At 74.7% G+C, this 20,718-nt stretch carries 17 protein-coding genes; 4 read left to right on the top strand and 13 right to left on the bottom strand.

The window, feature by feature from the left end; translation table 11 throughout:
- Window positions 1-11 precede the first annotated feature (11 nt).
- The 3 genes from ACLWS4_RS25175 (at window position 12) to ACLWS4_RS25165 (ending at window position 3,345) form a co-directional block, all read left to right on the top strand.
- Complete coding sequence (locus ACLWS4_RS25175) at window positions 12-662, top strand: amino acid ABC transporter permease (RefSeq protein WP_049655583.1); 651 nt, start codon at window positions 12-14, stop codon at window positions 660-662.
- Complete coding sequence (locus tag ACLWS4_RS25170) at window positions 659-1,507, top strand: amino acid ABC transporter permease (RefSeq protein WP_416875277.1); 849 nt, start codon at window positions 659-661, stop codon at window positions 1,505-1,507. The genes ACLWS4_RS25175 and ACLWS4_RS25170 overlap by 4 nt, the downstream gene beginning before the upstream one ends.
- Window positions 1,508-1,629: 122 nt before the next feature.
- Complete coding sequence (locus ACLWS4_RS25165; protein ID WP_380740142.1) at window positions 1,630-3,345, top strand: FAD-dependent monooxygenase; 1,716 nt, start codon at window positions 1,630-1,632, stop codon at window positions 3,343-3,345.
- Between the two features lie 28 nt (window positions 3,346-3,373).
- Here the strand turns inward: ACLWS4_RS25165 and rny are convergent, their stop codons facing one another.
- The 7 genes from rny to ACLWS4_RS25130 form a co-directional block, all read right to left on the bottom strand.
- Window positions 3,374-4,843 (bottom strand): ribonuclease Y, encoded by a 1,470-nt coding sequence (gene rny, locus ACLWS4_RS25160; protein WP_416875276.1) that lies wholly within the window; start codon window positions 4,841-4,843, stop codon window positions 3,374-3,376.
- Window positions 4,844-4,976: 133 nt separating this feature from the next.
- Window positions 4,977-6,029 (bottom strand): recombination regulator RecX, encoded by a 1,053-nt coding sequence (recX, locus tag ACLWS4_RS25155; RefSeq protein ID WP_416875275.1) that lies wholly within the window; start codon window positions 6,027-6,029, stop codon window positions 4,977-4,979.
- Window positions 6,030-6,033: 4 nt separating this feature from the next.
- Window positions 6,034-7,146: a recombinase RecA gene (recA, locus tag ACLWS4_RS25150; protein ID WP_049659177.1), complete on the bottom strand. Its 1,113-nt coding sequence runs from the start codon at window positions 7,144-7,146 to the stop codon at window positions 6,034-6,036.
- 195 nt (window positions 7,147-7,341) lie between these two features.
- The gene (locus ACLWS4_RS25145) at window positions 7,342-8,487 is read right to left on the bottom strand and encodes an AI-2E family transporter (protein WP_416875274.1); all 1,146 of its coding nucleotides are present in this window, start codon (window positions 8,485-8,487) and stop codon (window positions 7,342-7,344) included.
- 118 nt (window positions 8,488-8,605) lie between these two features.
- The gene (locus tag ACLWS4_RS25140) at window positions 8,606-8,800 is read right to left on the bottom strand and encodes a DUF3046 domain-containing protein (protein ID WP_049659179.1); all 195 of its coding nucleotides are present in this window, start codon (window positions 8,798-8,800) and stop codon (window positions 8,606-8,608) included.
- On the bottom strand, window positions 8,797-9,387 hold the full coding sequence (locus ACLWS4_RS25135) for a GNAT family N-acetyltransferase (RefSeq protein WP_074005700.1): 591 nt from the start codon (window positions 9,385-9,387) through the stop codon (window positions 8,797-8,799). The genes ACLWS4_RS25140 and ACLWS4_RS25135 overlap by 4 nt, the downstream gene beginning before the upstream one ends.
- Window positions 9,388-9,479: 92 nt before the next feature.
- Window positions 9,480-10,991: a S8 family serine peptidase gene (locus ACLWS4_RS25130; RefSeq protein WP_416875273.1), complete on the bottom strand. Its 1,512-nt coding sequence runs from the start codon at window positions 10,989-10,991 to the stop codon at window positions 9,480-9,482.
- 159 nt (window positions 10,992-11,150) lie between these two features.
- Here ACLWS4_RS25130 and ACLWS4_RS25125 point away from each other — a divergent pair, with 159 nt between their 5' ends.
- On the top strand, window positions 11,151-15,863 hold the full coding sequence (locus ACLWS4_RS25125) for an ATP-dependent helicase (RefSeq protein ID WP_416875272.1): 4,713 nt from the start codon (window positions 11,151-11,153) through the stop codon (window positions 15,861-15,863).
- A 77-nt stretch (window positions 15,864-15,940) separates the two neighbouring features.
- Here the strand turns inward: ACLWS4_RS25125 and ACLWS4_RS25120 are convergent, their stop codons facing one another.
- The 6 genes from ACLWS4_RS25120 to ACLWS4_RS25095 form a co-directional block, all read right to left on the bottom strand.
- On the bottom strand, window positions 15,941-16,240 hold the full coding sequence (locus ACLWS4_RS25120; RefSeq protein ID WP_380743874.1) for a hypothetical protein: 300 nt from the start codon (window positions 16,238-16,240) through the stop codon (window positions 15,941-15,943).
- A 55-nt stretch (window positions 16,241-16,295) separates the two neighbouring features.
- The gene (locus ACLWS4_RS25115) at window positions 16,296-16,664 is read right to left on the bottom strand and encodes a helix-turn-helix domain-containing protein (RefSeq protein ID WP_049660741.1); all 369 of its coding nucleotides are present in this window, start codon (window positions 16,662-16,664) and stop codon (window positions 16,296-16,298) included.
- Window positions 16,665-17,013: 349 nt separating this feature from the next.
- Entirely contained in the window at window positions 17,014-17,493 is a 480-nt protein-coding gene (locus ACLWS4_RS25110; protein WP_387973948.1) for a CinA family protein, read from the bottom strand.
- Between the two features lie 79 nt (window positions 17,494-17,572).
- Window positions 17,573-18,211: a CDP-diacylglycerol--glycerol-3-phosphate 3-phosphatidyltransferase gene (gene pgsA / locus ACLWS4_RS25105; protein WP_049660306.1), complete on the bottom strand. Its 639-nt coding sequence runs from the start codon at window positions 18,209-18,211 to the stop codon at window positions 17,573-17,575.
- Window positions 18,208-19,713 carry a 30S ribosomal protein S12 methylthiotransferase RimO gene (gene rimO, locus ACLWS4_RS25100; protein ID WP_049660304.1) on the bottom strand — a complete coding sequence of 502 codons (1,506 nt, stop codon included), beginning with the start codon at window positions 19,711-19,713 and terminating at the stop codon, window positions 18,208-18,210. The genes pgsA and rimO overlap by 4 nt, the downstream gene beginning before the upstream one ends.
- A gap of 96 nt (window positions 19,714-19,809) precedes the next feature.
- Window positions 19,810-20,673 carry a helix-turn-helix domain-containing protein gene (locus ACLWS4_RS25095; protein ID WP_375877275.1) on the bottom strand — a complete coding sequence of 288 codons (864 nt, stop codon included), beginning with the start codon at window positions 20,671-20,673 and terminating at the stop codon, window positions 19,810-19,812.
- Between the last annotated feature and the right edge of the window lie 45 nt (window positions 20,674-20,718).

Below are 20,718 nucleotides of genomic sequence, written 5' to 3'. Positions count from 1 at the left end.
AGGGCCGCCGGATGGGGTTCCTGTTCGAGGACGACAACTTCGCGTTGTTCCGCGACGGCTTCCTACAGACGATCGAGGTGAGCGCGCTCAGCGCTCTGCTCGCCCTGCTGCTGGGCACCCTGCTGGCGGCCTTCCGGGTCTCCCCGGTGCCGGTCCTGCGCGCCTTCGGCACCGCCTGGGTCACGCTCTTCCGCAACACCCCGCTGACCCTGCTGTTCTTCGCCGTCACCTTCGGCCTGCCGCCGCTGGGCGTGCACTTCAGCCACCTGGTGTTCGCGGTGCTGGCGCTCGGCGGGTACACCGCCTCGTTCGTCTGCGAGGTGATCCGCTCCGGCATCAACACCGTGCCGCTCGGCCAGGCGGAGGCCGCCCGCAGCCTGGGCATGTCCTTCGGCCAGACCCTCACCCTGGTCGTCCTGCCGCAGGCCGCCCGGACCGTCCTGGGCCCGATGAGCAGCGTGTTCATCGCCCTGCCCAGGAACTCGGCGATCGCCGGCGCGTTCAGCGTCTCCGAGCTGTACAGCGCCCAGCAGACCTTCTCCGAGCGCGGCTTCTCGATCTTCGCCATCTTCTTCTGGGTGGCCTGCGCCTACCTGCTGATCAGCGCGACGATCGCCACGTTCTTCCGCTTCCTGGAATCCCGACTGGCGGTGGCCCGATGAGTGTTCTGAACCGCCAGGCTTCGGCCAGCGTCCTCTACGACGCCCCCGGCCCGAAGGCCCGCGCCCGGTACCGCGTGTTCGGCGTCCTCTCGGTGCTCGGCATCGCCGGTCTCCTCTGGTACGTCTTCACCGCGCTGAACGACAACGGCCAGTTCGACCCCGACCTGTGGGACCCGTTCCAGTACAACTTCGTCCAGCAGATGATCCTGGACGGCCTGCTGGCCACCCTGAAGGCCTTCGGGCTGGCGGCGGTCTTCTCGCTCGCCCTGGGCGCCCTGCTCGCGGCCGGTCAGCTCTCCGACCACAAGCCGGTCCGCTGGTTCTGCACGGCCTTCACCCAGTTCTTCCGGGCGATGCCGCTGCTGATCCTGATCGTCGGGCTCTACTACGCCTTCTTCGCCAAGGAGTCGATGTGGGCGCTGGTGCTCGGCCTCACCCTCTACAACGGGGCGGTCCAGGCCGAGATCATCCGCAGCGGCGTCAACGCCGTCCCGCGCGGCCAGGGCGAGGCGGCGTACGGGCTCGGCATGCGCAAGACCCAGGTGATGACGTCGATCCTGGTGCCGCAGGCCGTCCGTTCGATGCTGCCCTCGATGATCGGCCAGCTGGTCGTCACCCTCAAGGACACCTCGCTCGGTCTGATCATCACCTACCAGGAGCTGCTGTTCATCGGCAAGAAGATCGCCAGCCAGCCGATGAACGCCGCGGGCTTCCCCTACATCCCCGTGGTGCTGGTGATCGGACCGATCTACATCGCGATGTGCCTCCTGTTGACCGCGCTCGCACGCTGGATCGAAGCACGCGGCCGTCGCGGCGCGAACCGGCGCACTTCAGCTTCTGCTTGACGGACACGCAGGCGAACTGTTGCATTGCTCTTCGTGACACCTCCCGGGAGCATCCACGCGGCATATGCGGCAGCGGTAACTGACGCCGGCCGATCGGCCGGTTCGTGCCCGGAGGTTCCCTCATGGACCCGGTGATCGTGGTCGGGGCCGGACCGGTCGGTCTGGCCCTGGCCCTCGCCCTGGCCCGGCACGAGGTCCCCACCATCGTCCTGGACGAGGGCTCCGGCCTCTGCCCGGAAGGCCCGCGCAGCCTCGTCCTCGGCGCCGACACCGCCGCCTTCCTGACCCGGATCGGCTACCCGCGGGCCGTCTCGGACTCCGCGCTGTGGGACTCCTTCGCCGTCTGGCGCCGCCGCCAGGAGGTGCTGCGGATCGACCTCACCGACTCGCCCACCTACCACCTGCCCCAGCACCGCCTCCAGCGCGGGCTGCGCGACGCCCTGACCGGCACCCCGCTGATCAGGCTGGTCCCGCTCAACCGGGTCGTCGAGCTCGAACAGGACCGGGACGGCGTCAGCCTCCGCACCACCGGCACCCAGGACGGCTCCACCACCTGGTGGCGCGGCAGCCACCTGGTCGGCTGCGACGGCGCCAGATCCACCGTCCGCAAGCTCCTGAAGATCCGCTTCCCCGGCCGCCCGGCGGTCGACCGCAACGCCATCGCCACCGTCCGGGTCGACCTGCCCTTCGACGGCGCCCGGCTGCACCGCGAGCCCCCGTGGCGGGGCGACCGCGAGGCCTCCGCCCGTCCGCTGCCGGACGGCGTCTGGCGGCTCGACTGGCGGCTGCCCCCCGGCCGCCCCGCCGCCACCGAGACCGTCGACCCGCACGCCACCTGGCCCGGCATCGTCACCGGCGACACCCTGCTCACCCGGGTCACCTCCACCCTCACCGGCTGGTGCGGCGAACTGCCCCGCTTCGAACTGCTGGCCGCCGCCGACCACACCGCCCAGCAGCGGCTCGCCGCCCGCTTCCGCAGCGGCCGCTGCTTCCTGGCCGGCGACGCCGCCCACCTGCACGGCGCGCTCGGCATGCAGAACCTCGCGGACGGGCTGCGCGACGCCGACAACCTCGCCTGGCGGCTCGCCCTCGCCTGGCACCTCCACTCCGGCGGCCCGCAGCCCGGCGGCTCCCTGCTGGACGGCTACGAGGCCGAGCGGCGCGGGGCGGTCGGCGCCCGGCTGCGCGCGGTCGACCAGTCCATGCCGCTGCTGCGCCCGCTGCGCGGCTGGCAGCAGACCCGGCGCTCGCTGCTGGTCGGCGGCTTCCGCAAGCACGCCCCGCTGCTCGCCGACGGCCAGCTCGGCACCGGCCGGTTCGGCGGCGCGCCCGCCTACCCGGCGGCGCCCTCCGGCGTCCCGGCCCGGGTCCCGGTGCAGCGCGGCGCGCGCGGCACCACCTCGCTCAGCGAGCTGCTGCCCGCCACCGCCCCCGGCGTGCTCGTCCCGGACCTGCCGGTGCTCGCCGACGACGGCACCCCCGACCACCTGCACGCCCGGCTCGGCACCACCTTCCTGCTGCTGCTGGTCGCCCCCGGCACCGCCGTCTGGTCCTCCGAGCACTGGCTCGGCGCCGGCCTGATGCCCCGCCTCGCCGAGGTCGCCGCCGCGCTGCCCGTCCCCGCCGAGGTGCTGGTCACCGAGGACTACCCGGGCGCCGGGCCGCACACCGTCCTGCTGATCCGCCCGGACGGCCACCTGGTCGGCACCACCCAGGGGGCCGTCGCCGAGGACCTGCTCGCCCTCGCCGACCGCGCCCGCGGCGGCCCGGCCACGCTCGGCCCGGCCCCCGACCCGGCCGAGCAGCCCTCGCCCCAGCAGGTGGACTCCCCGAGCTGAGGCCTCCGGGCCGCGGCGGGCCACGGTCTCAGCCGGCCACCGCCGTGGCCCGGCTCTCGCGGACCACCGTCACCCGGATCTGGCCCGGGTACGTCAGCTCGGTGGAGACCTGGCGGGCGACCTCACGGGCGATCAGCTCCGCACCGAGGTCGTCCACCGCGTCCGGACGGACCATCACCCGCACCTCGCGGCCCGCCTGCATCGCGAACACCTCGGCCACGCCCTCGTGCGAACGCGCGATCTCCTCCAGCCGCGCCAGCCGCCGGACGTACAGCTCCAGCGACTCCTTGCGCGCACCCGGCCGGCCGCCCGAGCAGCCGTCCGCGGCCTGGGTCAGCACGGCCGTCACGGTGCGCGGATCGACCTCGTTGTGGTGGGCGGCGATCGCGTGCACCACCTCGGCGGACTCCCCGTACCGCCGGGCGAGCTCCGCGCCGACCGCGGCGTGGCTGCCCTCCGACTCGTGGGTGAGCGCCTTGCCGATGTCGTGCAGCAGCGCCGCGCGCCGCACCGGCTCCGGGTCCACCCCGAGCTCGGCGGCCATCATCCCGGCCAGGTGCGCGGACTCCAGCAGGTGCCCGAGCACGTTCTGCCCGTACGACGCCCGGTAGCGCAACGAGCCCAGGGTGCGGACGAGTTCGGGGTGCACCCCGTCGACCCGGGCCTCCAACAGGGCGTCCTCGCCGGCCCGGACGCAGCTCTGCCCGACCTCCTCGCGGCTGCGCTCGTACAGGCTCTCGATCCGGGTCGGGTGGATCCGGCCGTCCTCGACCAGCTGCTCCAGGGTGAGCCGGGCGGTCTCCCGGCGGACCGGGTCGAAGCAGGACAGCTGCACCGACTCGGGGGTGTCGTCGACGATCAGGTTCACGCCGGTGACCGCCTCGAAGGCGCGGATGTTGCGGCCCTCGCGGCCGATGATCCGGCCCTTCATGTCCTCGTTCGGCAGCCGCAGGACGGTGACGGCGCTCTCCGCGGTCTGCTCCGTCGCCAGCCGCTGGACCGCCCCGGCGACGATGTCCCGGGCCCGGCGCTCGCCCTCCTCCCGGGCCTCGCGCTCGATCTCCCGGACGGTGACCGCGGCCTCCCGCCGGGCCGAGTCCTCGGCCTCCCGCAGGAGTTCGGCGCGGGCCTGCTCGGCGGAGAGCCCGGCGGCCCGCTCCAACGCCGCCGCCCGCCGGGCGACCAGCGCTTCGGCCTCGCCCCGGGACTGCTCCACCTCGGCGGAGCGCTCGGCCAGTTCGTCCTCCCGGCGGCGCAGCCTGCGCAGCTCCTCGGCCATGTCCTCCTCGCGGCGGGCCAGTTCGGTCCGCTGGCGGGCGGCCTGCTCCTCGGCCCACCGGCGGGCCTGCTCGGCCTCGGCCAGCGCGCCGCGCCGGGCCGCCCGGAGCCGCCTGATCGCCAGCCCGGCGGCGGCCACGACCACCAGCAGCAGGAGTGCGGCCGATCCGGCGACCGGCACCAGTGAGCCGCCCGGGCCGGTGCCCGCCGAGATCCCCATTCCCGCCCACTCCCCCGTCGCCGCGCGCGCCGCCGTCCGGAGGCGCCCCGGGCACTGAAGGCGAGGCTAGGTGGGGGTCACGGGAGGGTCAAGAGTTGACCTGGTCCACTCCAAGACACCTACAGAACTGCCACTACTCCCGACCCGACGGTTCACTCCACTCCTCTTCCAGCGCGCTGCGCACCACCCGGAACGCCAGCCCTTCGGAGTAGCCGCGCCGGGCCAGCATCCCGACCAGCCGCCGGGTGCGCACCTGGGTGTCCAGCCCCCGGGTGGACCGCAGCTTGCGCTCGACCAGCGCCCTGGCCGCGTCCGTCTCGTCGTCGTGGTCGAGCTGGGCGACGGCCTGCTCGACCAGGTCGGCGGCGACGCCCTTGGTGCGCAGCTCCTGGGCCAGCGCCCGCCGGGACAGGCCCCGGACGGCGTGCCGGGACTCCACCCAGGCCGCGGCGAAGGCCGCGTCGTCGATCAGCCCGACCTCTTCGAGCCGGGTGAGCACCGCGTCGGCGGCCTCCTCCGGGATCTCCCGCTTGCGCAGGGCGTCGGCGAGCTGCTTGCGGGTCTTGGCGGCGCCGGTCAGCAGCCGCAGGCAGATGTCCCGGGCGCGGGTCTCCGGGTCGACCGACTCCTCGGCCTGCTTCCGGGAGGTACGGCCGGAGCCCTCCTCCCCGGGCAGCCCGGTGGCGGAACGGCCCCGGCGCCCGCCGCGACGGGAGGCCGAGGCGGCCACACCCCCGTGACCGGCCGCCTCGCCGCCGCCGCGGCCGCTCTCCACGGCCGTCGGTGTCGAAGCGGGCCCGGCCGCTTCGGTTTGCTCGGCCTCCAGGGCCGAGCGCCGCCGCCGGCGGCCGGTGGGCAGCTCGGAGGCGGAGACCAGGCCGAGCGCCTCGACCGGGGTTTCCGCCGGCTCCGGCCCGGGCGCCGCGCCGCGCACCGCCCGGGTCGGAGCCAGGTCGAACTCCGGCTCGGCGCCGGATGCCCACTGCGCGGTGGACGGACGGCCGCGCCGGGAGCGCGAGGCCCGGGGCTTCGCGGCCACCGGCTCGGGCTCCTCCGCGACGGCTGCGAACCAGTCCGGCGGCCCGTGCTCGTCCTCCTCCGCGACCGCGGCGAACCAGTCCGGCGGCCCGTAGTCGTCGTCCTCCGGGCCCGCCGGGCCGCCGCCCACCGTGTCGTACTGCGTCAACGGCTCAGGCCTTGGCCGCCGCCGTCTTCTTCGCCGCGGCCGTCTTGGTGGCGGTCGCGGTGATCGGCTTGGCCGCGCCGTCGGCGGCGGCCTCGGCACTCTCCTCGGCCGGCTCCTCCACCTTCGGGCCGATGCCGAGCTTGCCCTTGATCTTCCGCTCGATCTCGTCGGCGAGCTGCGGGTTGTCCCGCAGGAAGTTGCGGGCGTTCTCCTTGCCCTGGCCGAGCTGGTCGCCCTCGTAGGTGTACCAGGCGCCCGACTTGCGGATGAAGCCGTGCTCCACGCCCATGTCGATCAGGCCGCCCTCGCGGCTGATGCCCACGCCGTAGAGGATGTCGAACTCGGCCTGCTTGAACGGCGCGGCGACCTTGTTCTTGACCACCTTGACGCGGGTGCGGTTGCCGACCGCCTCGGTGCCGTCCTTCAGGGTCTCGATCCGGCGGATGTCGAGGCGGACCGAGGCGTAGAACTTCAGCGCCCGGCCACCGGTCGTGGTCTCCGGCGAACCGAACATCACGCCGATCTTCTCGCGCAGCTGGTTGATGAAGATCGCGGTGGTGTTCGACTGGTTCAGCGCACCGGCGATCTTGCGCAGCGCCTGGCTCATCAGCCGGGCCTGCAGACCGACGTGCGAGTCGCCCATCTCGCCCTCGATCTCGGCGCGCGGCACGAGCGCCGCGACCGAGTCGATGATCACCAGGTCGATCGCGCCGGAGCGGATCAGCATGTCGGTGATCTCCAGCGCCTGCTCACCGGTGTCCGGCTGGCTGACCAGCAGGGCGTCGGTGTCCACGCCGAGCTTCTTGGCGTACTCCGGGTCGAGCGCGTGCTCCGCGTCGACGAACGCGACCGTGCCGCCGGCCTTCTGGGCGTTGGCGGCCAGGTGCAGGGTCAGGGTGGTCTTGCCGGAGGACTCGGGGCCGTAGATCTCGACCACGCGGCCACGCGGGATGCCGCCGACCCCGAGGGCGACGTCCAGGGCGGTGGACCCGGTGGAGATCACCTCGACCGGCTCGTTGGCCTTCTCGCCGAGGCGCATCACCGAGCCCTTGCCGAACTGCCGCTCGATCTGGGCGAGCGCGGTCTCAAGGGCCTTCTCGCGATCCGTACCTGCCATGGCTTTTTCCCTCGGGTTCTGTGCTGTGCGCTTCATCGTCCTCGACGCTAGCGCGTCCCACTGACAAACGGGCCCGGCCGGGCTCCGCCTGTGGAAAACTCCACGCCGGAGAGTACAAAGAACATCTGTTCGATTCAAGCGTCGCACGTCCGGGCCCCGCCGCCCCCGGGGACACCCCGGGGGCGGCGCCCCGGGTCACTCCCCGCGCCTCGCCCCGTCCCCGCCGACCATCCGGCGCAGCCGCCGGGCCGCCTCCCGGCGCAGCTCCCGCCGGGCCCGCCGCTGCTCGCCCCGGTCGATCCGCGGGTCGGTGGCCACCTCGTACCGCCGTACGTACGTCCCCACGAAGCCCTGGAGCGTCGCCGCCGCCGGGATCGCGATCACCGCGCCGACCGCGCCGAGCAGCGCCGCGCCCGCGATCACCGAGCCGAAGGCCACCGCCGGGTGCACGTCCACCGTCCGCGCGGTGATCCTCGGCTGCAGCAGGTAGTTCTCGATCTGCTGGTACACCACGACGAAGACCAGCACCCAGAGCGCGTCCACGGGCTTCACCGTCAGCGCCACCAGCACCGGCAGCGTCCCGGCCAGGTAGGTCCCGAGCGTCGGCACGAACTGCGACATGACGCCGACCCAGACCGCCAGCGCCGCCGCGTACGGCAGGCCGAGCAGTTCGAACATCACCCAGTGCCCGGCGGCCGACACCACCGCGAGCAGCGCCCGGGAGTACAGGTAGCCGCCGGTCTTGGCGAGCGCGATCTCCCAGGCCCGCAGCACCTCGGCCTGCTTGGCGGGCGGCAGCATCGAACAGACCGTCCGGCGCACCCGCGGGCCCTCGGCGGTGAAGTAGAAGGTGAACAGCCCGACCGTGAAGGCCTTGAAGAGCCCGCCGATCACGGTGGACGAGACGCCCCAGGCGTTGTCGGCGGCCTGCTGGACGTAGGTCTCGATGGTGCCGGAATCCTTGAGCAATCGATTCTGCAACTCGCCCAGCGAGAGGTCCTGGTGGAAGGTCCGGTTGATCCAGTCGATCAGGTTGTCGACCAGGTGCGGCAGGTCCCCCGCGAGCTTCGCCACCTGGTCGACCAGCAGGGTGCCGAGCGCGGCGAGGAAGCCCACCACCGCGATCCCGACCGCCACGAACACCAGGAAGGTCCCGACCCCCCGGCGCACCCCCCGCGCGGCCATCCGGTCCACGGCCGGCTCCAGCGCCAGCGACAGGAAGAACGACACCAGCAGCATCACGAACAGGTCGATCAGCTGCCGGAACGCCCAGTCCGCGAACTGGAAGGCCCCCACCAGCACCAGGAACAGCACCATCGCCCGCGGCAGCCAACGCGGCATCCCGCCGCCCCACAGACCCCCACCCGCCGGAGCGCCCTCGGCGTCCCGGTCCGAATTCTTCTGTTCCGCGCTATTTGTCACCCGAACAGTCTGTCCCATGCCCCCGGGGGGCCGGCAGTCAGCGCAGCACCCCGGAGACGCCCTGGGTGTCGCAGACCACCCGCCAGACCTCCTTGGCCTCCCAGCCCGCCTCCAGCGCCTGCCGCACCGTCCGCCCGCCCAGCTCGCTCATCACGTGGTCGGTCGCGAACGACTCCGCGTACCCCTCCCCGAAGTGCGCGTACATCCGTCGCCAGAACTCCGTCAGCCTCATGCCCCAAGTATCCCGGACCGGGCCCGCCACTCCCCGGCCGTCAGCGCGTACTCGACCTCGCCGTGCTCGCTGCCCGGGATCATCTCTGGGTAGTCCTCGTGGAACGTGCGGACGTACGACAGCCCGCTCTTCTCCATCACCCGCCGCGAGCCCGCGTTCACCGCCATGGTGTACGCCACCACCCGCTCCACCCCCAGCTCCGCGAACCCGAGCCGGACCAGCGCCCGTGCCCCCTCCGTCGCGTAGCCGCGCCCCCACGCGGCCTGCCGCAAGCGGTACCCGAGCTCGACCTCCCCGCGCTCCCCCTCCCGCGTCGGCCGGAACTCGAACCACCCCAGGAACGCCCCGCCCGCCCGCTCCTCGGCCGCCCACCAGCCGAGGTCGCCGTAGCGCCGGTAGTGCTCCAGGTAGCGCGGCAGCAGCTCCCCCTCGACCCACTCCCGCGGACTCGGCTTCCCCCCGGTGAGGAAGCGCATCACCGCAGGGTCCCCGTCCAGCTCCACGAGCCGGTCCGCGTCCGCCGTCGTGAAGCGCCGCAGCACCAGCCGCTCGGTCGTCAGGAACACGGCCGCACCCGAATCACCCATGCCCCGATCCTCACCCCCGTCCCACCGCCCCGTCACCTGCTTTTCCCCGCCCCACCACCCGACGGGCGCGCGGGGCGCGGCCCGCGCCCCCGTCACCGGGGCAGCACCAGCAGCCCCGCCCCGAAGTACTGCCGTTCCCCGCAGCCCAGGAGCCCCGGGGGACACCCCGGCGCCGCCGCCCCGGCCAGCAGCGCGGCCAACCCGTCCGCCCCCAGCTCCGGGTGCAGGGCCGCCGCCACCGCCACCGCCCCGGTCACGTGCGCGGCCGCCATCGAGGTCCCCGCCAGCGCCGCGTACCGCCCGTCCGGCCAGTCGGAGACGACCGCCCCCTGCGGCCCGCCGTCCGGGTCGCCGCCGGGCGCGGCCAGCGATACCCGTCCGCGCCCGTAGTTGGAGTAGGCCGCCGGGTGCCCGTCCCGGTTCACCGCCGTGACGGTGACCACCCCGGGCAGCTCACCGGGCAGCCGTACGCACTCCGTGCCCAGGTGACGCAGGGGCGCCGGCCCCGAGACCCGGTCGTTGGGGCTCCGCTCGTCGGTCCGCGAGGCGCCGAGGTCCTGCCCGTCGTTGCCCGCCGAGGCGACCACCACCGCCCCCGCCCGGCGGGCGTACCCGGCGGCCCGCCCGACGGCCGCGATCAGCGCGGCCTGGTCCGCGTCCCCGGGGCAGTTGTACTTCCACGGGTCGGCGAAGTAGCTGTTGTTGACCGCCTTCGCCCCGTGGTCGGCGGCCCAGAGCATGCCGCAGACGATGTTCTCCGCGTAGTACTGCCCGAGCGGCCCGAGCAGCCGGACGGCGGCGATCCGCACCCCGGGCGCCACCCCGGTGACGCCGTGGCCGTCCCGGGTGGCGCCGACGATCCCGGCGACGTGCGTGCCGTGGCCGCTCTCGACCACCCCGGGGTCGGGCCTCCAGGCGCCGGTGCGGGCGTCGGGCCGGCCGTCCGCGCAGGAGGCGGAGGCCTTCGGGTCGACGGCGGCCCGCAGGTCCGGGTGGGTGTCGTCGACCCCGGAGTCCAGCACCGCGACCAGCACCCCGCGCAGCGCGTCGGCGCTCGGTGCGGCACCGCCGGAGACCGCCGAGGCATCCGCCGCCCCGCGGGCGGCGCCGCCGAGCATGGCGAGGTTCCAGGCGCCCGCCTCCCCCGGGTCGGGCACCGTGACGGTCTCCCCGTCCATCCGGTCGCCGCCCGCCCGGCCACCGGTCCCGGCCCCCGCCGTGAAGTCCCCCGCCCCCGTCACCGCCCGCGGCGGCGCGACCACCGGCGCGGTCCTGGTAGCCCCGACGGCGGCGATCCCGGGCCGGGCCCGCACCCGGTCGGCGAACGGGCCGGTCGCGTACACCAGCACGGCCCCGATCTGCGGGTACTCCTGGACCACCTGCCCGCCCGCCGCCCGGCTCTCCGCCCCGGCCCGGGCGGCGCCGGCGGCGTCCTCGCCCTCGGCCAGCACCAGGTAGCTGAGGTACGCCCGCCCCGCCCCGGACACGGACGGGACGGCGCCGCCCACCACGAGCGCCATCAGCAGCATCGCAAGCAGCGCCCGGGCGGGCCCGCGGACCCGACGGCGTCGGGCGGGCCCGCCCGACGGGTGCGCCTGCGCCATCGCACGGTCTCCGCTCGTCGGTCCGGTGGGTCACGGGTGGATCAAGCATCCGATTCCTCACCATATGAGCGGATTGTGGTTTCTGCTCCCCGGCTTGCACCCCTCCTCCGAACCTCCCGCCCACCCCCGCTTGTCGGTCCCACCCGGCACCATGGGGGCATGGCGCCCCAGCACCCGACCCCGCCCGCCGACGACCCCCTGGCCGGCTTCGCCCCGGCCACCCGGGCCTGGTTCACCGGTGCCTTCTCCGCCCCCACCGCCGCGCAGGCCGAGGCCTGGCAGGCCATCCAGCGGGAGACGGACGTCCTGGTGGTCGCCCCCACCGGCTCCGGCAAGACGCTGGCCGCCTTCCTCTCCGCCCTCGACCGGCTCAGCAGCACCCCTCCCCCCGCCGAGCCGAGGCACCGCTGCCGGGTCCTCTACGTCTCACCGCTCAAGGCCCTCGCGGTGGACGTCGAACGGAACCTGCGCGCCCCCCTGGCCGGCCTGCGCCAGGCCGCCGTCCGACTCGGCCTGCCCGAGCCCGAGGTCCAGGTCGCCATCCGCTCCGGCGACACCCCGGCCGCCGACCGCCGCCGCTTCGCGACCCACCCGCCGGACATCCTGATCACCACCCCCGAGTCGCTGTTCCTGCTGCTCACCTCCGCCTCCCGGGAGGCCCTGCGCGGCGTGGACACGGTGATCCTGGACGAGGTGCACGCGGTCGCCGGCACCAAGCGCGGCGCGCACCTCGCGCTCAGCCTGGAACGGCTGGACGAACTGCTGGACCGCCCGGCCCGCCGGATCGGCCTGTCCGCGACGGTCCGCCCGGTCGAGGAGGTGGCCCGCTTCCTGAGCCCGCGGCGCGGCGCCGCCGTGGTCCAGCCCGCCGCCGCCAAGGAGTTCGACCTCTCGGTGGTCGTCCCCGTCCCCGACCTGGACGACCTGCCCGCCGCCCCGGCCACCGGCGGCGCCGCCGGCACCGACCCGCAGCGGCAGGCCTCGATCTGGCCGCACGTCGAGGAGCGGATCGTCGACCTGGTCGAGGCGCACCGCTCGACCATCGTCTTCGCCAACTCCCGCCGGCTGGCCGAGCGGCTGTGCAACCGGCTGAACGAGATCGCCTACGAGCGCGCCACCGGCACCGCCGTCCCCGAGGCGCACGCCCCGGCCGAGCTGATGGGCGGCTCGGGCGCGGCCAAGGGCGCGCCCCCGGTCATCGCCCGGGCCCACCACGGCTCCGTCTCCAAGGAGCAACGGTCGCTCGTCGAGGAGGAGTTGAAGGCCGGCCGACTGCCCGCCGTGGTCGCCACCTCCAGCCTGGAGCTGGGCATCGACATGGGCGCCGTCGAACTGGTCGTCCAGGTCGAGTCCCCGCCCTCGGTCGCCTCCGGCCTGCAGCGGGTCGGCCGGGCCGGCCACCAGGTCGGCGCCGTCTCCACCGGCGTCTTCTTCCCCAAGTACCGGGGGGACCTCGTCCAGTCCGCCGTGGTCACCGAGCGGATGCGGGCCGGCCGGATCGAGGCGCTGCGCATCCCGCGGAACCCGCTGGACGTGCTCGCCCAGCAGCTGGTCGCGATGACGGCCCTGGACACCTGGCCGGTGGACGACCTGCTCGCCGTGGTCCGCCGCGCCGCGCCCTTCGCGACCCTCCCGCAGTCCGCCTTCGACGCCGTGCTCGACATGCTGGCCGGCCGCTACCCCTCGGACGCCTTCGCCGAGCTGCGCCCCCGCCTGGTGTGGGACCGGGTGGCCGGCACCGTGACCGGCCGCCCCGGCGCCCAGCGGCTGGCCGTCACCTCCGGCGGCACCATCCCCGACCGCGGCCTGTTCGGTGTCTTCATCGCGGGCTCGGACCCCGAGAAGAAGGGTGGTGGTGGGCGACGGGTGGGCGAGCTCGACGAGGAGATGGTCTACGAGTCCCGCGTCGGCGACGTGTTCACCCTCGGCACCACCTCCTGGCGGATCGAGGAGATCACCCACGACAAGGTGCTGGTCACCCCCGCCCCCGGCGTCCCCGGCCGGCTCCCGTTCTGGAAGGGCGACACGCTCGGCCGCCCGCTCGAACTCGGCCGCGCCCTCGGCGCCTTCACCCGCGAACTGGGCGCCCTGCCACCCGAGGCCGCCACCGAGCGCCTCAAGCGGGCCGGCCTGGACGACTGGGCGGCCGCCAACCTGCTGGACTACCTGGCCGAGCAGCGCGCCGCCTGCGGCCACCTCCCCGACGACCGCACCATCGTGGTCGAACGCTTCCGGGACGAGCTCGGCGACTGGCGGATCGTCGTCCACTCCCCCTTCGGCGCCCAGGTCCACGCCCCCTGGGCGCTCGCCCTCGGCGCCCGCCTGCGCGAGCAGCACGGCCTGGACCCGCAGGTCATGCACGCCGACGACGGCATCGTGCTGCGCCTGCCCGACGCCGACCTGCTGAGCCTCGACTTCGACTTCGGCAGCCCCTCGGCGCAGTCGGACCAGGACGAGGCCCCGGTCGGCGCCGACGCCACCCTGTTCGACCCCGGCGAGATCGAGCAGCTGGTCACCGACCAGGTCGGCGGCTCCGCCCTGTTCGCCTCCCGCTTCCGGGAGTGCGCCGGCCGCGCCCTGCTGCTCCCCCGCCGCAGCCCCGGCCGCCGCACCCCGCTCTGGCAGCAGCGCCAGCGCGCCGCCCAACTGCTCGAAGTCGCCTCCGAGTACGGCTCGTTCCCGATCGTCCTGGAGGCCGTCCGGGAGTGCCTGCAGGACGTCTTCGACGTCCCCGGCCTGGTCGAGCTGATGGGCGATCTGGAGTCCCGCGCCGTCCGCCTGGTCGAGGTCACCACCCCCGAGCCCTCGCCCTTCGCCCGCTCGCTGCTGTTCGGCTACGTCGCCCAGTTCCTCTACGAGGGCGACTCCCCGCTCGCCGAGCGCCGCGCCGCCGCCCTCTCGCTCGACTCCCGGCTGCTGTCCGAACTCCTCGGCCAGGCCGAGCTGAGCGAGCTGCTCGACCCGCGGGTGCTCGCCGAACTGGAGGCCGAGCTCCAACGCCTCGTCCCCGAGCGCCGGATCAAGGACGCCGAGGGCGTCGCCGACGCCCTGCGCCTGCTCGGCCCGCTCTCCGAGGCCGAGTTGACCGTCCGCGGCGCCGAGCCGCTCTGGGCCCTGGAGCTGGAGGCCGCCCGCCGGGTGATCCAGGTCCGGATCGCCGGCGAGCGCCGCTGGGCCGCGATCGAGGACGCCGGACGGCTGCGCGACGCGCTGGGCACCCCGCTGCCGGTCGGCGTCCCGGAGGCCTTCACCGAGCCGGTCAAGGACCCGCTGGGCGATCTGATCGCCCGCCACGCCCGCACCCACGGCCCGTTCACCGCCGCCGAGGCCGCCGCCCGCTACGGCCTCGGCACCGCCGTGGTCACCGGCACCCTGCACCGCCTGACCGCCGCCGGCCGCCTGGTCCAGGGCCACTTCAGGCCCGCCGGGAGCCAGACCGACCCCGAGTGGCACACCGCCCCCGAGTGGTGCGACGCCGAGGTGCTGCGCCGGCTGCGCCGCCGCTCGCTCGCCGCCCTGCGCCACGAGGTCGAGCCGGTCCCGCCGCGCGCCCTGGCCGCCTTCCTGCCGCAGTGGCAGCACCTGGCCGGCCACCGGCTGCGCGGCCCGGACGGCCTGCTGCGGGTGGTCGAGCAGCTCCAGGGCACCGCCCTGCCCGCCTCCGCGCTGGAGAAGCTGATCCTCCCGGCCCGGCTCACCGACTACTCCCCCGGCCTGCTGGACGAGCTGATGGCGGCCGGCGAGATCGGCTGGTGCGGGGCCGGCGCCCTGCCCGGCAAGGACGGCTGGCTCAGCCTGCACCTCGCCGAGAACGCCCACCTGCTGCGCCCCGAGCCCGTCCCGCCCGCGCTCACCCCGGTGCACAGCGCGCTGCTGTCCGCGCTGGCCGGCGGCTACGGCCTGTTCTTCCGCCAACTCGTCCAGCAGCTCCCGGAGGAGACCGCCGAGCCGGAGGTCGTCGAGGCGCTCTGGGACCTGGTCTGGGCCGGTTTCGTCACCAACGACACCCTCGCCCCGCTGCGCGCCCTGCTCGGCTCCGGCCGGACGGCGGGCGCCACCGCCCACCGCGCGCCCCGGTCCACCCCGCGCGGCCGCTACGGCGGGGCCGGCCGCGCCCTCGGCCGGGTCGGCGGCGCCCTGCGCAGCGGCCCGCCGACGGTGGCCGGCCGCTGGTCGCTGCTGCCCGCCTTCGCCGCCGACCCGACGGTCCGGGCCACCGCCCAGGCACAGAACCTGCTGGACCGCCACGGCCTGCTCACCCGGGGCGCGGTGGCGGCCGAACGGGTGCCCGGCGGCTTCGCCGGGGTCTACCGGGTGCTCGCCGCGATGGAGGAGCGCGGCCGGGCCCGCCGCGGCTACTTCGTCGAGGGCCTGGGCGGCGCCCAGTTCGCCATGGAGGGCGCGGCCGACCGGCTGCGCTCGGTGAACGGCCGGTTGGAGCGGGCCCGGGCGGCCGAGTGGCCAGCCGCCCCGGCGGGCGAGCCGCCGCAGACGCTGGTGCTGGCCGCCGCCGATCCGGCCAACGCCTACGGCGCGGCCCTGCCCTGGCCCGACCCGCCCGCGGCCCCCGACGGCAAGGAGCCCACCGCCCACCGCCCGGGCCGCAAGGCGGGCGCCCTGGTGGTCCTGGTGGACGGCGAGCCGGCGCTGTACGTCGAGCGCGGCGGCAAGTCCCTGCTGGCCTGGCCGGAGGACGAGGCCACCCGGGCGCTGGCGGCCGGGGCGCTCGCGGCCGCCGTCCGGGAGGGCGCGCTCGGCAGCGTCACGGTCGAACGGGCCAACGGCGAGCCCGCCCTGGGCTCGGCCCTGGGCCGCGCCCTGGAGGAGGCGGGCTTCCACGCCACCCCGCGCGGCCTGCGCCTGCGCCCCTGATCCACGGCCATGGAACCAGGGCCGGAAGACACCGGAGGCCGCGGGGTCGTCGACCCCGCGGCCTCCGGCCACGTCCATCACCCGATCGGCGGTGGCTGTACCTCCACCGGCCCTACCGGCTCCGCACGCGGGCGCCGGGCCGGTCCGGTCGCGTTCCAGTCGGCGTGGACCGGAATGAGACCGAGTCCCCAGCCGCCGGCCACGAGCAGCCCCAGCGCCGCACCGTCGGTCAGCTGTCCCCGGACCACCAGGAGCCACCAGGCGAGCCCGGCCGCCGAGGCCGCCAGCACCCACCGCACCGGATGCCGTACCCGGAGGAACAGCCGCGCCCGGGCCCGTATTCGGGCCATCGGGCGCGTCTGCGCGTCTGTTCGCACGACCGCCCTCCCTTCGCTCGCCCCGGGCAGGGGCGCCCGGGAGTCGAGGCCGGGATCAGGCGGCGACCACGTCCATCGCGGCGGCCTTGGGCGACATGTTCGCCCGGTCGGTGCCGGGGGCGGGCAGCGGAACCGGTTCGAGTACCGGCCTCAGCAGATCACCTTCGGAGAGGGTGGCCATCGCCGCAAGTTCAGCGAGCGACAGTTCGTCGCTGACCTCGCGCATGACCTCGGACATCCGGACGTCGAGTGCGTCGCAGATGGCGGAGAGCAGCTCCGAGGAGGCCTCCTTCTGTCCCCGCTCGACCTCGGAGAGGTATCCGAGCGAAACCCTGGCTGCCGCCGACACCTCGCGGAGTGTGCGGCCCTGGCGCTGGCGCTGCCGACGCAGTACATCGCCCAGTAGGCGACGAAGCAGGATCATCGGTGCCTCCCTCCTCGGACTGCGGATCGAGATGTCACGACCCCACCGTACCGCCTTGCCCGCTTCGCGTGCGGGGACCCTGGTCGTGTTCACTCTGGGCTGCAAGGCCGTCCCCCTCCTTGTTCCGGTGTCGCACCCGGGTTCGCGGGCCCCTCGTGGTACCCGTAGCGACCCACCCGGCCACCGTCACGCAACTCGTTCGCCACCTGGTTTCTGCCCAACCAGGGTGTTGGATGTAACACGATCCTCCCGCTGTCCCATACCCGCGCGCCCGCCCGGCGATCCCGGTCGGTGGAGGCCCTCCCCACGGGCCCCGGTCGCGCGAAACCGGCCGGCCGTACGAACCGGCCTACCGTGCGAACCGACCGACCAGCAGCTCCAGCGCGGCGGTCACCGCTTCGTGACGGATTGTGGCACGACCGCCCGACAGCAGGGGAGAACTGACCAGAGTTCCCCCCGGGCCGGCGACGGCCAGGTGTACGGTGCCCACCGGCTGCCCGTCCTGCGGGTCCGGCCCGGCCACCCCGGTCGTCGCGAGCCCGTACGTGGCCCCCAGCAGTGCGCGCACGCCCTCGGCCATCTGTCGGGCCACCACCGGGTGGACCGGCCCGTACACGTCCAGCAGGCCCTCGTCCACCCCGAGCACCGAGGCCTTCAGCTCGGTCGCGTACGCGGTGACCGAGCCCCGGAAGGTCGCGGACGCCCCGGGGACGTCCACCAGCGCGGCGGCCAGCAGCCCCCCGGTCAACGACTCGGCGACGGCGAGCGTGCCGCCCTCGGCCCGCAGCGCCGCGTGCGCCCGCTCGGCCAGTGCGAAGTCCCGCGCCACCGCGTCCCGCACCGGCACGCCCCGCGCCGCCGCGCCGTGCTCCGCCACGTCCCGCTCCGACACCCGGTTCCCCCGTCGCTCAGCGGCCGGCCCGCGCCGCGGTCCGTCCCTCGCGGCGCAGGCGCAGCGCCTGCCCGATGTAGTCCAGCGCGGTGCCGACGGTCAGCAGCACCGCCAGCCCCATCAGGACCGCCCGCCCGGTGGCCAGCCAGCCGGTCAGGTCCAGTACGTACATGCCGACCGCGGTGCCCTGGGTCAGCGTCTTGAGCTTGCCGCCGCGGCTGGCCGGGATGACCCCGTAGCGGATCACCCAGAACCGCATCAGGGTGATGCCGAGCTCGCGGGCCAGGATCACCGCGGTGACCCACCAGGGCAGGTCGCCGAGCAGCGAGAGGCCGATCAGCGCCGAGCCCATGATCGCCTTGTCGGCGATCGGGTCGGCGATCTTCCCGAAGTCGGTGACCAGGCCCTTGCGCCGGGCCAGTTCACCGTCGAACAGGTCGGTGATCATCGCGATCGCGAACGAGGCCCAGGCGACCGAGCGCCACTTGGGGTCGTGCCCGCCGCCGGCGAACAGCAGCGCCACGAAGACCGGCACCAGCAGCACCCGGACCATCGTGAGCACGTTGGCGATGTTCCAGATCCCCGGGGTCGACGGCGCCGCGGCCACCGGTCTGCCCGGGTGGGCCGCGGCCGGGGCGCCGGGCCCCTTGGTCATTCCCCGGCTCCCGAGGCCTCGGCCCCCGACGTCCGGGGCAGTCGCACCTGCTCCAGCGCCTCGGCGATCAGGTCGACGCCCTCGCTGGCGACCACCTTGGCCCGCCAGAACTGGCCGACCGCGGGGGCCTCGACGCCCTCCAGGGTGGTCAGGCCGTCGGTCTCCGGCGCCTGGTGGGCGGAGCGGCCCTCGACCACACCGTCCTCGATCGACTCGATCAGCACCTCGACCTCGGTGCCGATCCGCTGCTCGGCCCGCTGGGCGGTCATCTCCTCGGCCAGCCGACTCAGCCGGTCCACCCGGTCGGCGATCACGTCGTCGGCGAGCTTGCCGTCGTAGGTCGCGGCCTCGGTGCCGTCCTCGTCCGAGTAGCCGAAGACGCCGATCGCGTCCAGCCCGGCGTGGGTGACGAAGCGCTCCAGCTCGGCGAAGTCCTCCTCGGTCTCGCCGGGGAAGCCGACGATGAAGTTGGACCGGGCGCCGGCCTGCGGGGCCTTGCCGCGGATGGTGCCCAGCAGCTCCAGGAACTGGTCGGTGGAGCCGAAGCGGCGCATCCGGCGCAGCACGGCGGGCGCCGAGTGCTGGAAGGACAGGTCGAAGTAGGGCACCACGTCGGCGGTCCCGGTCATCGAGTCGACCAGGCCCGGGCGCATCTCGGCCGGCTGGAGGTAGGAGACCCGGACCCGCTCGACGCCCTCGATCGCGGAGATCTCGCCGAGCAGCGTCTCCAGCAGCCGGATGTCGCCGAGGTCCTTGCCGTACGAGGTGTTGTTCTCGCTCACCAGGACGATCTCGCGCACGCCCTGCCCGGCCAGCCACTGGGCCTCGTTGAGCACGTCGGAAGGGCGGCGGGAGATGAAGGAGCCGCGGAAGGCCGGGATGGCGCAGAAGGAGCAGCGCCGGTCGCAGCCGGAGGCGAGCTTGACGGAGGCGACCGGGCTGTCGTCCAGCCGCTTGCGCAGGGTGCGCGGGCCGGAGGCCGGGGCGAGGCCGTCGGGCAGGTCGGCGATGGGCTCGGCGGCGGCCTCGGTGCCGTGGCCGGGCAGGGCGACGGTCTCGGCGGCGCTCTGCCGCTCGGCGGGGCTGATCGGCAGCAGCTTGCGGCGGTCGCGCGGGAGGTGCGGGGCGTGGTGGCCGCCGGAGAGGATGGTCTGGAGGCGGTCGGAGATGTCCGCGTAGTCGTCGAAGCCGAGGACGCCGTCCGCCTCGGGGAGGGCGTCGGCGAGCTCCTTGCCGTACCGCTCGGCCATGCAGCCGACCGCGACGACGGCCTGGGTGCGGCCGTGCCCCTTGAGGTCGTTGGCCTCCAGCAGGGCGTCCACCGAGTCCTTCTTGGCGGCCTCGACGAAGCCGCAGGTGTTGACCACGGCGACGTCCGCTTCGGAGGCGTCGTCGACCAGCGACCAGCCGTCGGCCTCCAGTCGCCCGGCGAGTTCCTCGGAGTCCACCTCGTTGCGGGCGCATCCGAGCGTGACAAGGGCGACAGTACGGCGTTCAGGCATAGGCCCAAGATTAACGCGCGGGCTCCGGTGCCGTTCGCCCCGGAGGCCGCGCGCCTCGGATCAGCTGATCATCAGTGGGCCGGACGGCCCCTGTGGTCAGCCCGCCTGCGGGTCTCCGGGGGTGTACGTGACGTGCACCACCTGGCCGTCCTTACCCAGGAGGCCGAGGTCCTTCCCGTTGACGTACGCGTGCACGGCCCCGCCGTTGCCGAGCACCAGCTTGATCTGCTTGGGGTCGGTGAAGGTCTGGTCCTGGCCGTTGCCGATGTTGTTCTGGAACAGCGACTTGCCGTTGCCGTCCATCGCCGAGACCCAGCTGGTGCCCTCGGCGACCAGCTTCACGGTGACCTTGTCGGCCGGGACGGCGGCGATCGCGGCGGCGCTCGGCACGGGCGCCGGCGGCTGGACGGCGGGCGTGGCGGCGGGGGCCACCGAGCCGGTCCCGGAGCCGCTGGGCAGCGGCGCGCTGGCCGAGCCGGTGGTGCCGTGCCCGCCCTTGCCGCTGACCAGGTTGAAGCCGATCAACGCGACCACGGCGACGATCGCGGCGACCATGGCGGCCGCCCAGTTCGGCCGGCCGCGCCGGGGCACCTTGATCGGGCCGCTGTCGATCAGCTGGGTCGCCGGGCGCCTGGCGGCGGGCGGGCCGCCGTGCGCGGCGTCGTACCGGGCGACCAGCGCCTCGCCGTCCAGGCCGACCGCGCGGGCGATCAGCCGGATGTTCCCTCGGGCGTAGAAGTCGCCGCCGCAGCGGGCGAAGTCGTCCTCCTCGATGGCATGGACGATCGGCACCCGCACCCGGGTGGCGGTACTCACCTGGTCCACCGTGAGCCCCGCGTCGATCCGGGCGGTGGACAGCACCCGGCCGATGCTCGGGGCATCGGCCGCCTGCACCACGTCGTCGGTCGGCTCGACGGACGGCATGGCGTTCTCGCGGTCGGAGGACTTGCCGATGGTCACGGGGCACGCCTTTCGAGCGGATGGCCACCTGCTGGGGAACAGTCT

The organism is Kitasatospora sp. SC0581 (genome assembly GCF_048159585.1).
GTDB lineage: Bacteria > Actinomycetota > Actinomycetes > Streptomycetales > Streptomycetaceae > Kitasatospora.
This window is presented reverse-complemented; position numbering and strand designations above follow the sequence as displayed.

Bases quoted from the DNA above. Each gene is read 5' to 3' on its own strand.
- ACLWS4_RS25175 (WP_049655583.1), top strand. From the start codon at position 12: ATGGGGTTCCTGTTCGAGGACGACAACTTCGCGTTGTTCCGCGACGGC.
- ACLWS4_RS25170 (WP_416875277.1), top strand. From the start codon at position 659: ATGAGTGTTCTGAACCGCCAGGCTTCGGCCAGCGTCCTCTACGACGCC.
- ACLWS4_RS25165 (WP_380740142.1), top strand. From the start codon at position 1,630: ATGGACCCGGTGATCGTGGTCGGGGCCGGACCGGTCGGTCTGGCCCTG.
- rny (WP_416875276.1), bottom strand. From the start codon at position 4,843: ATGGGGATCTCGGCGGGCACCGGCCCGGGCGGCTCACTGGTGCCGGTC.
- recA (WP_049659177.1), bottom strand. From the start codon at position 7,146: ATGGCAGGTACGGATCGCGAGAAGGCCCTTGAGACCGCGCTCGCCCAG.
- ACLWS4_RS25145 (WP_416875274.1), bottom strand. From the start codon at position 8,487: ATGCCGCGTTGGCTGCCGCGGGCGATGGTGCTGTTCCTGGTGCTGGTG.
- ACLWS4_RS25140 (WP_049659179.1), bottom strand. From the start codon at position 8,800: ATGAGGCTGACGGAGTTCTGGCGACGGATGTACGCGCACTTCGGGGAG.
- ACLWS4_RS25135 (WP_074005700.1), bottom strand. From the start codon at position 9,387: ATGGGTGATTCGGGTGCGGCCGTGTTCCTGACGACCGAGCGGCTGGTG.
- ACLWS4_RS25130 (WP_416875273.1), bottom strand. From the start codon at position 10,991: ATGGCGCAGGCGCACCCGTCGGGCGGGCCCGCCCGACGCCGTCGGGTC.
- ACLWS4_RS25125 (WP_416875272.1), top strand. From the start codon at position 11,151: ATGGCGCCCCAGCACCCGACCCCGCCCGCCGACGACCCCCTGGCCGGC.
- ACLWS4_RS25115 (WP_049660741.1), bottom strand. From the start codon at position 16,664: ATGATCCTGCTTCGTCGCCTACTGGGCGATGTACTGCGTCGGCAGCGC.
- pgsA (WP_049660306.1), bottom strand. From the start codon at position 18,211: ATGACCAAGGGGCCCGGCGCCCCGGCCGCGGCCCACCCGGGCAGACCG.
- rimO (WP_049660304.1), bottom strand. From the start codon at position 19,713: ATGCCTGAACGCCGTACTGTCGCCCTTGTCACGCTCGGATGCGCCCGC.